This is a genomic window from Segatella copri (assembly GCF_026015295.1).
GTDB classification, from domain to species: domain Bacteria; phylum Bacteroidota; class Bacteroidia; order Bacteroidales; family Bacteroidaceae; genus Prevotella; species Prevotella copri_C.
The window spans coordinates 18,522-32,061 of record NZ_JAPDUW010000001.1 but is presented as its reverse complement, the minus strand read 5'-3'; the positions used below and the strand labels follow the sequence as shown (position 1 = coordinate 32,061).

The window sequence follows — 13,540 nt, the reverse complement described above, 5'->3', positions numbered from 1 at the left end:
TTAACATTATTCTTTCCCAAAGATTCCTTCGAGAATCCAAGGAGCATTCACCTTCATACTCTTGAAACGGTCGAAGATGCCATACTTCTCAGAGCCGTTGCCGAAGTGGTTGTTGTCCCAAACGAAAGTAGAGAAGCCTCGTTTGCGAGCCTCCGTAGTCAAGAACTTACAGTAGTAGGTCATGTTTTCATGCACTTTCTCTGAGTTTGACTTATAGTGATCGGTTACTCCCCACTCTCCTATTACGATACCCAGTCCTTTGTTGCTCCAGGTATTCACCGCCTTGTCGAAGAAATCCGTCATCGTCTTCTCGTTGTCTGCAGGTATCTTGCCAGCATCCTTGTAGGCATCACCCCAGTAATCGTAGGTGCAATCGCCGGCGTAGCTCCATGGCTGATAGTAGTGGAATTCCACACTCATATAGTTGTTGCCATTGTCTTCGGCATCCTTCGGAATGATGAAATCTCCATTCTCGATGCCAAACCAAGGGTTACAAACGTAAGTCTGTAAGATGAGGTGGCGCTTGGCATTGTTGCCGCCTGTGGCACGAACCACATCCACGAATATCTGATTGTAAGCATTCTGCACTTCGAGGTTCTCGGCAGTAGGTTTGCCCCAGTTATCTTTGATATGCACTTCGTTAGTTCCTGCGAAAGCAAGACGATAATCATAATTGGCAAACTCAGAGGCGATATTCATCCAGAGGAGCGCAAGCTTCTGGCAGTTTTCTTCCTTATATTGATAGGTAGGACGACTTTCGAGCCATTTTTCATGATGCACATTGATGATAACCTTCAAACCGTTGTCAAGGCACCAGCCCACCACCTCCTTGATGCGAGCAATCCAAGCCTTGTCGATGCTCATCGCCTGAGCGTTGGTAATGTGGCACTGCCAACGGATTGGAATACGGATGGCATTGAAACCTGCCTTCTTCACGGCTTGTATCATCTTCTTGGTAACAACGGGATTGCCCCAGGCTGTCTCTGCATGGATAGAACCATCAGGGTTGCCAATCTGCATCGACTCACCATCCTGTCCAGGAGCTGAGCACTCGAATTCGTTGCCAAGATTCCACCCCACAACATCTTTATTCCATTGCTGGGCAGTAGGTATGGATTCGCCTACACCATCAGAACTGCCGGATGAGGGCAATGTACTTGCTTCGCATGAGAAACATGTGAAGACGCCTATTAAAAAGAGGCTAATTTTCAAAAAGTTCCTTCTCATTTTTATGTTTATATTGTTATTGTTTCGTTTTTTAAATAACTGTTTAACTTACGTAACAGAATCTGGTTGCAAAGATAAAGAAAAGGAACTTTCAGAGGGTTAGATAACAAACAAAAAAAGGTTTCAAATCAGACATATCGTCTAAACAGAAACCTTTTCTTTGAATTTAAAACTCTAATTTACAGATACTTACTTGGAGAAACCCCAAAGTGCTTTTTAAATACAGTACTAAAGTACTTCACATTTACAAAACCGGCTTTCACAGATACATCCAGCACACTATCCCCCTGTTTCAGGAAGATTGCAGCCTGCTCCAGACGTATCAAACGCATAAAATCCTGCGGACTTTGACCCGTAAGAGTCTTCAGCCTACCATAGAAAAGCGTTCTGCTCATCGCCATCTCTCTACAGAGTCGGTCGATATTAAAGTCTGTGTCGCTCAGATGAGTCAACACCAAACGGGTAGCTTTATCTACAAAAGCCTGGTCTTGTGGATCCAGAACAGCTTCTGCCACATTTTCGAATGTCTGGCCTTGCTTATTCAAAACAGTATCATCCTTTTTCTCTTCAGAAACTCCAGTAGGTTCCAAGCGTTCATTGGAAGAAGCAGAACCCACAATCTGCTCGGAAGAGGCAGACTCAGAAGCAACCTCTCCTCTAACAAGTGCAAGGCTTCTGTCCATATAATACTGACTCAACCGGCGACGATTCTTCAAAATACTGGCAACCTTACTCGCAAGAATAGCTGTATCGAATGGCTTGGCTATATAGTCATCAGCACCAAGTCCGAGTCCCTCTATCATAAAGTCACGACCAGCCTTAGCAGTCAGCAGGATAACAGGCAGCCATGATGTTTCCTTATTTTCCTTGATGCTGCGACAGAACTCATCTCCGTGCATTCCCGGCATCATGACATCAGAAACAACGATATCACATACCCCGCCCTCTTTCAAATATTTCAAGGCAGCCTCTGCACTCTCTACATCAACTACTTGATAAGAATCACCAAAAGTCATTCTGATATATTTGCGAAGATCTTCATTGTCATCGACAAAAAGAAGTGTATCCGTTGAAACATCAGCATCCTGCAGAACCGCAGAAGACACAGTCTGGCAAGTTTCATCATGCTTATCTTCAGCTAAAGAAGATTCAGTTGCAACATTTTTCTTTTCTCCTACAAGCCGGACAGAAGAATCTGTTACATGACCTAATGGCATCTTCACACAGAAAGTAGTACCCTTTCCTTCCTCACTTACGAAACTAAGCTTTCCTCCTAATTTCTCTACAAGCTTCCGTGTAAGCATCAGTCCTAATCCACTTCCCATTTCCTGAGAATTTATCGCATTAGAAGCCCTGAAGAAGGTCTTGAAGATACTCTTAATTTCGGCCTTTGGAATACCTATACCTGTATCACATACATGAATCATAGCCATCTTACCTTCAACAGAAGCCGACAACGTAACCTTTCCACCTTGAGGTGTATATTTGATAGCATTCGAGAGAAGATTTTCCAATATCAGATCCATCATTTTGACATCAGAATGAATCTGTTGCTGCGGACACGTTTCAATACACAGTTGAATATGCTTCTCCTGAGCTGCCAATACAAACTTTTCCAACTGCACACGTAAAAGCATCGGCAATTCTATATCTTGCAGGCGAACCTGTTCGGCAGACTGCTCTACCTTTTGGAAGTCAAGCAATTCTGTAACCATCTTCAACAGTTTGTTGCCGTTGCGATGCGCCATATCCAAGAATCCACGACTTTTCTCACTCAAGCTGGAATCATTAGCCAGATTATCAAGAGGAGCCAACACGAGACTCAAAGGAGTACGTATGTTATGGGCAGTATTAACGAAGAAATTGATTTTCTCATCATAATACTTTCGCTGTAAGCGCTCTTTGTAATACTGCCAGACAAAATATAAGATGGCAGCAAAAATACAGAGATAGATAATCCATGCCCACCAGGTATTCCACCAAGGTTGGGCTATATGAATTTCCAAAGTTGTTTCTCCCAATTCTCTACCATTACTTCTGCAGATAGCCTTTACATGAAGCACATAGCTGCCCGAAGGCAAATTTACAAATCGTGCCAACTGATTAGAAGATGGTTTACTCCAATTACGGTCGTATCCTTCCAAATAATATTGATATTGGATATCATACTGGTATTGATAATTGATACTCTCGAAAGAAACAACCAGCGTATTCTCATTATGGCTAAGACTCAATTTGCCTTCCTTCAACATTTCAAAGAGACATTCATTCCAGTAATCGGAACGTTCGACACCTTCAACCTCAACACTATGAATACGAAGTGGAGCGGCATAATTCAAACCTTTGGCAAACATAGGAGTCAAAGCGACAACTCCATCGTTGCTGCCAAAAAGCACCCTGCCATCTGAAGTACACGCAACAGACATTCGGTTATACTCACGTTCCATTCCCTTAAAGATGTTGAGGTTTACTATCTTCCCCTGTTTCATGAAAGCCAATCCTTTATCCGTACTGATCCACAAATTGCCATTAATACCTTTTATAAGTCCATAAACAGTATTAGAAGGCAAAGCGTCCTGATTCGTATAGCGCTTAAACTTCTTTGTCAGGAAATCATAATCATAGAGTCCTCCTCCATCCGTTCCAATCCAGATATGACGGGAATCCTGAAAAGACATACTGTTGACAAACAAATTAATGTCTTTACCGGGATACTGTTCAGGATAAAAGAAACGACGAGGATGCAAAGGTTCACGCTTATCAATCAAATAGCCTCCATGCGAAGTTCCTACAGCAATAAAACGCTTATCCAGTGATTCCGTGATGCATTGCACTTCGTTGACAGGCAGATAGAATACCGACTTTCCCGTTCCATTCAAATTATATTTATCTGAAGGGAAACAAGCCATATCTCCATCCAAACATCCCACCCAAATATTACCATCGCTATCAGTAAAAAGACTGAATACGTAATCACTCTTCAACATTCCTGTTTCCACAGAATAAGCAGGCATACTAGTGCCATCAGCATGAACCTGATATACGCCATTACCATAGGTACCAACCAGAATTCTGCCGTCTACAGTCTGACAAATCGTAAGCGCCACCTTATTATATAATCCATGATGCCAAAGACGAGTCTGCGCATCATAGACACTTACTCCTTTATCTGTGGCATACCATATTTTCCCATCACGGCTTTGGAAAACATCGTTCACACAATTATCTATCAGTGATTGACTGTTGAGATATTCATGTGTGATATATTCCAATGTATGTTTCATCGGTATTGCCAAATCTACTCCTCCCGAGTAAGAGCCTGTCCATAAATCGCCAAAACGATTGCAGCACAAGGTATATAATCCATTACCATTCAACACGTTACACGGACGTCCATCTGTATCAAGCAAGAGTCTGGTTTGTTTATTCGAACTGTCATAAGCATATATTCCAGCTCCATCTACAGCCATCAGAAGAGTCTGCTTATCATATAAAATGATTGAACGTACTGGAATTTTAGGAATGTTTTGCAAAGATTGGAAATCAGCAGATTTTATCAGCTTCCAAGTACGATCATCCATCACTTTAACTCCTTCGTGAAAAGTACCCAGCCAGATACGATGTCCCGCAATATCATGATAAGAGGATACTACAGAACTGCCACTAATCTTCTTTTCTAACTTCCGGGCAGACACCGAATAGCAATAAACATCTTTAAATGTTCCTATCAAGAGTTTCTGACCTATAAATTGGATATGATTTATATAGGTATTTTTCAATACAAACCTACCCTTAGCTGTCTCCCGAACTATCTCCTTTCCATCAGTAGCTGCTGATAAGCAATAAATGCCTCTATCCATAGCTAACCAGAAATTGCCCTTTCCGTCTACCAACAGTTCGTTCAACACGATACTTCCACCTAAAATTTTCTGAAGATTACATTTCAAAACAAATGTATCTTTCCTCTTATCATATATATACACCTTTCCCTTGTTGTCGTAGGCGTAAATCAGATGTTGCGCATCCTTAGTCAGTTTAATACATCTACCACTAGCATCACTATACGGCATCTCTGTGTATAAAGTATAATTGGTTACTTGTTGCCCATTATATCGGTCAACTCCACGCTTAGTACTTATCCACATGGCACCATCCTCAGCCTCGACAATAGAATAAACTCGAGGGCTGGAAAGACCATTGTCAGCATTGAGATTGGAAAGCATGAACATATTTCTGGAAATATGCGCATATGCCTGAAGAGCCGATGCCAACAGCAGCAATATAATTAGAGTGCAGGATTTATATCGTTTCATAATTCATTCATTGATCTTATTTGGGGACAAAGATAATACAAAAAAATGAAAAACAAATAGAATAATGAGATAAAATGAAAAAAATCTATTATCTTTGCAAGATATTAATATAAAGATATAGACTATGATCAAAAGATTATTATCCTTTCTAGACGCATCGCCAGTGAATTTCCTGGCAGTAAAGAATATCTCCGAGGAATTGGAGAAGAACGGGTTCCGACGTATGAACCCACAGGAGCCTTTGGGCAAGATTGAAGCGGGTGAAAAGTTCTTCGTTACCAAGAACGACTCTTCCATCTACGCCTTCCAAATCGGAAAGAAGCCTTTGGCAGATGCCGGTTTCCACATGATCTGCGCCCACTGCGACTCGCCTACCTTCCGCATCAAGCCAAATGCTGAGATGCTTTGCGAGGGCGGTATCGTAAAACTGAATACCGAGGTTTATGGTGGTCCTATCATGTCAACCTGGTTCGACCGTCCGCTCACCCTGGCAGGTAGAGTTATCGTGAAGGGCGAGAATGCGATGAATCCCCAGACACTTCTTCTTCATGTGAAGCGCCCATTGCTGCAGATCAGCAATCTCGCTATCCACTTCAACCGTAAGGTGAATGATGGTGTGAAGTTGAGCAAGCAGAAGGATGTACTCCCTATCCTCGGCATCATCAATGATGAACTGGAGAAGGGTAACCTCCTGATGAATGTGATAACCGGCGAACTGAATATCCAGAAAGAGGATGTTCTTGATTTCGATCTCTATCTGGCTGATGCCACTCCAGCCTGCACCTTCGGTGTACACGATGAGTTTATCTCTTCAGGCAGACTCGACGACCTGTCTATGTGCTGGGCTGGTGTAGAGGCGATGATTGCATCTGTTGCCAATGATACCACCCAGGTTCTCGCCATCTTCGATAATGAAGAAACGGGGTCTCAGACCAAACAGGGAGCCGGAAGTCCATTTCTTTCATATATGCTCCAGCGCATTGCCCTGGCACAGAGCCATACAGAAGAGGCTTATTATCAGGCAGTAGAGCGTGCCTTCATGATTTCAGCCGATAATGCGCATGCCTGGCATCCTAACTATAGCGAGAAGTTCGACCCTACGAATCATCCTAAGTTGGGCGGTGGTCCGGTCATCAAGTTCAATGCAGCCCAGAAGTATGCGAGCGATGCTGTATCAGCAGCCATCTTCGCCAACATCTGCGATGCAGCCGGTGTACCATGCCAGCGTTTCGTAAACCACAGCGATGTAGCAGGTGGCAGCACCTTGGGCAATATCCTCGCCTCTTCCATCCCATTGAAGGGTGTGGATATGGGCAATGCCATCCTCGCTATGCACAGTTGCCGCGAAACCGGTAGCGTTATCGACCATGAATATTGCGTGAAGGCTTTCACCAAGTTCTATCAGTTGTAAGCAATCCCGATTTATCTCTTCACTCTTCACCTTCTCGCCCGTAACCCCTCTGTTTATCGGGGTTTCGGGAGGTGAAGAGTTTTCTTTATCTCTTCACCCACTCTTCACCCCTCTTCACCCATTTATCTTTTTTCTCATTAAAAATTATTTAAAAATCAGTTTCTCCGTTCTATCAGCCAGGAAAAGAGGGATGTTGATAAAGGAATCATCCCTCTTGAGATTAAGCATCGAATATCTGATGCGCAAACCAGGTGAGTACCTTTTGTTATACTCTATCAAACTACGCCCCGTGACACTGGTACCCGACTTCACTTCCACCGGAATAACTTCCAAACCACGCTGAACAATAAATTCCACTTCTGCTTTATTACCCGAAGCCCAATAATGGGAACAATTAACGCCATTAGCCACTAGACTCTGAAGAATATAATTCTCTGCCAAAGCACCCTTATATTCTTTAAATATAGGATTATCAACCAGATAAGCCTCAGGACTCAAATCAGCAAGCACTCTCAATAATCCCACATCAAGACTATAAATCTTGAAGATGCTCAAATCTTCATACGATTTCAAAGGAACTTGCGGAGTAGAGCACAAGCTTACCTTATATATCAATCCCGCATTTTTAAGCCATGTAAGAGCATCCTCATATTCCCTCGCTCTTGCACCAGGACGAACCAGCTGATAAACAAACTTTCTATTTTCCTTAGCCAACTGTGACGGCAAAGACTTCCAAACATGCGAAATCCTATTAGCCAGTAAAGGCGTAGCATGCTTCACAAAGTCCAAGGAATAATCTTGCAAGATATTACGTAGAGTTGTTTCCACGCCACTCAGATCCTTTTCTATCATCTTCATTGCCGCAGCTGGCATTCCACCAGATATACGATAGGCAGTAAATGCCTGAGAAAGTCTATCAAAAAAAACGTCAGGAAGAGGTTCCAAGCTATCTATTGACATATAATATTGGTAAAGCCTTTCATCTCGCTGCTCCAAAAACTCAGAAAAAGTGACAGGATACATATTTATATGGTCAACCTTACCCACAGGAAACGAAAAGCCTTGATGACCAAAAGCCAACCCCAAAAGAGAACCAGCACAAGCCACAACATATTCCGGTGTCTTTTCGCAGAAATATTTCATTGCGCTAATGGCTTCCGGACAGTCTTGTATCTCATCAAGAATAAGCAAAGTCTTCTGAGGCAAAATAGGTTCTGAAGTAAGATATGACAATTGCTCGAGGATTTGCAGCGGGTTCTTGGTCTTGCGAAAGATATCGCAGACTCCCTCTTCTTCATTGAGACTAAAATATGCGCAATGCTCAAAATATTCTTCTCCGAACTTCTGAAGTACAGAAGTCTTTCCTACTTGTCGAGCGCCCAGCATAATCAATGGCTTACGGTCTTTTTTAGCTCTCCATTGTTTTAATTCTTGAATAATTATTCTATTAAACATTTTTTAGCACCTCCATCATTAAAGTGCGAAAAATGTGTAAGTTTACACATTTCTGATACTTCTTTCGTGAAATTCTCCACATTTTCCACACTTGAGTTTTATTTTTCATCGCAAAGATACTAAAAAAACGACAAGCAAACAAGCATTTTACTACATTTTTAACCAACTTTATTACATCATTTACTGAGCCCACTTTAAAAAGGGGCTCAATATATTATTCTTTTCCTTTTATCGTTCCTAATTCTTTCACATTCTTCTCAAATTCATTTCTTTCACCAATAGCTCCATTACGCAGTTTTGCCCGATAATTATATATCGTATTAACTGCATAATGTAGGAATTCTGCTATCTTCGTACTGTCATCAATACCCAGTCTTATCAAGGCGAATACCCTCACCATTGCCGGTAACTTTGTTGCATCGGTAAGATGGATTTGTGCCTCCGGCTTCAGAAGGCTATTGAGGTCTTCCACGAAATTAGGGAACAGATGCAAGAAGACCTTATCGAAATTTGTATAGAGTTCTCCCAACTCGTGTTCCTTCAGTTCACTGCTTCTCGTCATTGAATAAAGTTCCTGATATTCACGGTTCTTTACCATTTTATTGACATGGAGACGCAACTTATCCAGTTTGTCTATATAATGAGAACATGCTCCCAGGAACTGGCCTATATATTCTTCCTTCACACCATTTGACTCATTCAGTTTATCATTCGAAGTCTTCAACATTTCGTTGGTAGCAGAAAGTTTCTTATTCAGTTCTTCCAATTGTTCATTCGTTTTCTTCAGTTCATTTCTCGCTATGGTAACATATTTCTTCTGCTTATTGACATAGAAAGCCAGAACACCTAAAGAAAGAACCAGAAGACTGACACAGATGATGGCAAAGACAAGACGCTGGTTTGCTTTCTTGAGCTGTGCCTGATAATTATGATCGATGGTACCAAGCACTGGCGAAATCTGCCAGTTACGTATACGGGTACTGCAACTTTTATTGGCATTCCAAGAGAAGTTGATGTATTTATAAGAACGCTCAACATCTCCCTCCTGACTCAGAATATCGGCGAGCATCCAGAGCGAAGCCTGATCATTGATAGCACACTTCACATCACAAATGGCAGATTTTAGCAACCAATATTTCTTCATTTCTTCGTTTTTCAGAGAACGGTAAATCAGATAGCGATAGTAGGCTACGATACCGTATTCATGACTCCCCTCCTTACATAAATTCAACCGTTCATCATTCACCTTCAATGCTTCATCCCATTTATTCTGACTGGTAAGCATCACCTCTTTACGCATGAGATAATCTTCGCTATGATGTGGAAGGATTGCAAACAAAGTATCCCGATATGCATTCTGACGACTAAAGAAATTCTGACTTAAATCAGTATCTACATGCATATTAGAAAAGCCCAACTCACCATAGACATGGTAATAGGCAATGAAATAATCTTTCCGGTTCGATTCATCCAATGTCTTTTTATCTATATGATTGAGCACCTCCAAAGCCTCAGCAAAAGCTCCGGCTGTAGAATACTGTAAAGCTAACTGACTTTTCAATCCAGCAACTTCAGCCGGCAGTCCTTCCTTCTGAGCCAATACAATGGCTTTCTGAATATAAGCCACAGCAGAATCGCTCTGGTAGGACTTATATTCTGAATAGATCTTGCGATAAGTATTGATGAGCAACTTCGGATTGTTCTCCTGATGAATCAATTTCTTCAACTGAGCGATGCTGCTTTCTTTCAGTTTGGTATAGTGCTGGGATTGCTCTATAGCCCGATCAAGTTGGGTATACAGTTCACTGATGCTTTCCTTTTGAGCAAAGCATGATGTAAGTGTAGCGAAACACCAGATATACAATATAGATAATAATCTTTCTATCATTAGTTGATAATATTTTGTTGTATAGGTATCATTAGATCCAGCCCTTACTGCTGTATAGGACATTCAAGGGACAAAGGTATAGTTTTTTGGGTACATTTCCAAATTTTCAAGCATTTTTTTGATATTCTTTTTTACTTTTATTGTTCTTACATCCTTGCACCTCTCAAAAAAAGGCTGCCCCAAAAGGTTTGGAGCAGCCTTAAACAAAGCTTTATACCTAAATTATCAAACTAAAACCTAAAATGCTTATGAATGATTATAAACCTACATATTATTTCTTTTCTACTTTGAGAACTGCCTTGTCTACACCGGCAGTCAAGTCAACTGTAAGAACGTATGTCTCGCCATCCTTCAGTTCTACTCCATCTTTCAGATAAACATTGCCGTTGTCGTGACCGTTACCGTCACCGATGCCGAATACCTCGCTCTCAGTTGAGATGAGATGGCTGTTATCCTTACCCTTGAACTCAATACCCCAGTTTGCCTGACCGAAGAACTTGAAGTCTACGCCAGTAGCTCTGAGCTGCTTGCCTACGGTGAGTGTAACCTGATATACCTTATCCTTGATAGGAGTGAGACAGACATCAGAATCTACACCTGTCCACCAGCCATGATTTACAGCGTCCCAAGTTGGCTTGTTGACACCTTCATTACCGATGATCCAGAGTGCACCAGTACCATCGCCATTCAGTGACATAGGCTCACTTCCATTCATTGTCCAGATACGGAATGACTTATGGGTGAAGTCTGCCAAAATAGTATATCTGCCGGTAATAGCCTTGAAAGTATAGTTTCCATCCTCTTCTTTCTGGAACCAGTCGCTGTCATAATACCAGTCATCTGGCAGATTATTGCCGTTGATAGTAAGGTTACAGGTAGCACCTTGCTTGATATCACCCACCCAAGTCTTGCCTGCATCAGAATCGGCAAAATCGAGGACAGTAACCGGCAATACATCGGTAGGACCAGCCGTATAGTTCTTGGCATCGAAAGTGACAACTACATCGCTCATATTCTCAGAAGTGAAGTTGAAGTTGCCTGTTTCTCCCAAACTGATATCCTTGCCTGTGCTGGAACCGAAGACAAACTTTCCATCCTTCGTTGCAAAATATCCCTTGAAGGTCTTCTTACTGCTAGGAAGAACAGCCTGATAAATAAAGTCGCTCTTCTCTGTCATGTCATATTTAACACCATCAGCACTCACAAACTGCAGATTGTTGAAGTGAGGGCGCTTGATGTCAAACGACAAGGTCTCTGTATTCGATTTGGTTGATACATTCTGCAGAGTAAGTTGAATATCCACCTTTCCATCAGGAACATTCTGTGCATAAGGTACTTTCAGTTTGACTGTATATTCACCAGCCTCCTTGGTACGGATGGTAGTTTCATCTACACTCTGCCCACTAAACAGGAGGTTAGCTTTCAAGGTAGAGAGAGCCACGCCTCCCTCATCCTTGCAGTTTACTTTCACCTCCACTTCATCACCCATCCATACAGCTGCAGCAGGAGCCGTATAGCTCATCACTGGATTACCGGCAGGAGTAGGCGCACTGTAATCATCATCGCCGCAAGATGCCATCAGTGGCAGGGCGAGCAACGCCATGATATAATATCTGATATGTTTCATAATGATCGTATCTTTAATGAATCATTTACTATAGTTTATGGATTACTTATTCCACTTGCAAGAAATCACACCATTAGCAGGAACCTTGCAGGTAAAATTATGAGTTCCATCACTGAGGTTGATTGACTTAGCCTCATCTCCCTCGTTGATAATGACAGCAGCATAACTACCATCAGGATTAACAAACTCAGCATGTGTAATCTTGCTGTCATTAACGGTGCGGGACGTATTACCAATGCGAACCGCACCAGGAGCAACGACACTAGACATGTGGTTGATGATGTAATAATGAGAATTGTAGCTCAACTGGTTGTAACCATTCTGATTGATATCAATAGCACCATAGCAGGTCTGGCATCCACCATCCAGGTTAGGTCCCATCTTATTGTCAAGCATCAGATTCCATACAAGCACAGCCTTGCAATACTGGTTTACCGTAGCGAGCGCCACATTCTTCATATCCGCCATCAGTCGTTTACTCAAGTCACGTCCGTTATTCCAGGTTCCGATACTGGTTTCCGAGAATATCAGTTCCTTGTCTGGACGCTGGTTGTGGATATCAGTCAACTCGCTGTTGTTGCCGCCATAATCATGATAAGCAGCACCTACAACCAGCTCTGAGCCCTCAAAGTTATCACCGATAGCATTGTAGAGTTTCACAGGATAATCTTCCTGATCGGCAATATTGTCATAGTTGTAGTTGTGATCGAAGACATAAATCTTGGTCTGCAGATTATTCTTCTTAAACTGTGCTGCCAATTCCTTTACGAAAGGAGCCTCTTCCTGCCAAGGCATATAGAGTGAAGCACAGTTAGCCTTGTTCAATGGCTCATTCTGAGGACTAACAGCATAGATATTGATGCCTTTCTCCTTCATCACATTAATAAACTTCACAAAGTACTTGGCATAAGCCTCGCGATAATCCGGATTGAGATGACCGTCAGTCCATGAATCCTTTGGCTGCTTGGTGTTGATATCTGTCACCTTCATCCATTTCGGACAAGTCCAGGGAGCTGCGATAATCTTCAGATTTGGGTTGATGGCAAGAATCTCCTTCAATACCGGAATCACATAATCGTTCTCATCACTATAGAGCGCGAAGTTGCTGAGAGGATCAGCCTCGCTGCCCTTCTTGTCGCAATAGGTATACTCAGTACTTGAAAAGTCGTTGCATCCCAAAGAGATACGGGCATAACTTACGCCATAACCCTCTGTGGTAGAGTAAATGCGCTTCAAGAGAGCCAGACGCGCCTCTGGGTTCATCTGCATCAGATTATAGCAGGATGAATAAGTGATGGCATAACCAAATCCATCAATCGTCTGATACTTCTTATTTAAATCGAGTTCGATGGTGGTTGGTGCCATAGATACTCCATTATACAACTTTACCTCACCCTGTGCCAATGAATAGACTCCATCGGCTGTGGTAATGAAAGTTTTGGCTGTTCCTTGTGCCGGTACTGGATTTGGTGCCTCACTAGGAGTATCAAAGTCTACAGGATCTGAGAATGAGTTACTGCTGCTGCAAGCTGTCACAGAGAAAGCTGTTGCGCAGACCAGCATCATCAGTTTACTGCTATAGTATTTCATATTCGTTTCTTCTATTATTTGTTAATAAC

General features: G+C 42.2%; 7 protein-coding genes. 1 reads left to right on the top strand and 6 read right to left on the bottom strand.

Going from position 1 to position 13,540, the window contains the following annotated elements; genetic code table 11:
- Positions 1–6 precede the first annotated feature (6 nt).
- On the bottom strand, positions 7–1,227 hold the full coding sequence (locus ONT18_RS00105; RefSeq protein WP_264903505.1) for a glycoside hydrolase family 5 protein: 1,221 nt from the start codon (positions 1,225–1,227) through the stop codon (positions 7–9).
- 179 nt (positions 1,228–1,406) lie between these two features.
- The gene (locus ONT18_RS00100) at positions 1,407–5,540 is read right to left on the bottom strand and encodes an ATP-binding protein (RefSeq protein ID WP_264903503.1); all 4,134 of its coding nucleotides are present in this window, start codon (positions 5,538–5,540) and stop codon (positions 1,407–1,409) included.
- Between the two features lie 124 nt (positions 5,541–5,664).
- Here ONT18_RS00100 and ONT18_RS00095 point away from each other — a divergent pair, with 124 nt between their 5' ends.
- On the top strand, positions 5,665–6,951 hold the full coding sequence (locus ONT18_RS00095; protein WP_264903501.1) for a M18 family aminopeptidase: 1,287 nt from the start codon (positions 5,665–5,667) through the stop codon (positions 6,949–6,951).
- A 144-nt stretch (positions 6,952–7,095) separates the two neighbouring features.
- Here ONT18_RS00095 and ONT18_RS00090 read toward each other — a convergent pair whose 3' ends face one another.
- The 4 genes from ONT18_RS00090 to ONT18_RS00075 all read right to left on the bottom strand — a co-directional run bounded on the left by ONT18_RS00090 (position 7,096) and on the right by ONT18_RS00075 (position 13,511).
- Positions 7,096–8,406, bottom strand: a complete 1,311-nt coding sequence (locus tag ONT18_RS00090) for an ATP-binding protein (protein WP_117727276.1) — start codon at positions 8,404–8,406, stop codon at positions 7,096–7,098.
- A 214-nt stretch (positions 8,407–8,620) separates the two neighbouring features.
- On the bottom strand, positions 8,621–10,294 hold the full coding sequence (locus ONT18_RS00085; protein ID WP_264903499.1) for a DUF6377 domain-containing protein: 1,674 nt from the start codon (positions 10,292–10,294) through the stop codon (positions 8,621–8,623).
- Positions 10,295–10,565: 271 nt separating this feature from the next.
- On the bottom strand, positions 10,566–11,921 hold the full coding sequence (locus ONT18_RS00080) for a DUF5121 domain-containing protein (protein ID WP_264903497.1): 1,356 nt from the start codon (positions 11,919–11,921) through the stop codon (positions 10,566–10,568).
- A 42-nt stretch (positions 11,922–11,963) separates the two neighbouring features.
- A complete protein-coding gene (locus ONT18_RS00075) occupies positions 11,964–13,511 on the bottom strand; it encodes a glycoside hydrolase family 30 protein (RefSeq protein ID WP_264903495.1) in 1,548 nt (515 codons plus the stop codon).
- Positions 13,512–13,540 lie beyond the last annotated feature (29 nt).

What these genes read in the sequence shown, in the direction of transcription:
- ONT18_RS00090 (WP_117727276.1), bottom strand. Translation starts at nt 8,406, where the DNA reads ATGTTTAATAGAATAATTATTCAAGAATTAAAACAATGGAGAGCTAAA.
- ONT18_RS00075 (WP_264903495.1), bottom strand. Translation starts at nt 13,511, where the DNA reads ATGAAATACTATAGCAGTAAACTGATGATGCTGGTCTGCGCAACAGCT.
- ONT18_RS00085 (WP_264903499.1), bottom strand. Translation starts at nt 10,294, where the DNA reads ATGATAGAAAGATTATTATCTATATTGTATATCTGGTGTTTCGCTACA.
- ONT18_RS00100 (WP_264903503.1), bottom strand. Translation starts at nt 5,540, where the DNA reads ATGAAACGATATAAATCCTGCACTCTAATTATATTGCTGCTGTTGGCA.
- ONT18_RS00105 (WP_264903505.1), bottom strand. Translation starts at nt 1,227, where the DNA reads ATGAGAAGGAACTTTTTGAAAATTAGCCTCTTTTTAATAGGCGTCTTC.
- ONT18_RS00080 (WP_264903497.1), bottom strand. Translation starts at nt 11,921, where the DNA reads ATGAAACATATCAGATATTATATCATGGCGTTGCTCGCCCTGCCACTG.
- ONT18_RS00095 (WP_264903501.1), top strand. Translation starts at nt 5,665, where the DNA reads ATGATCAAAAGATTATTATCCTTTCTAGACGCATCGCCAGTGAATTTC.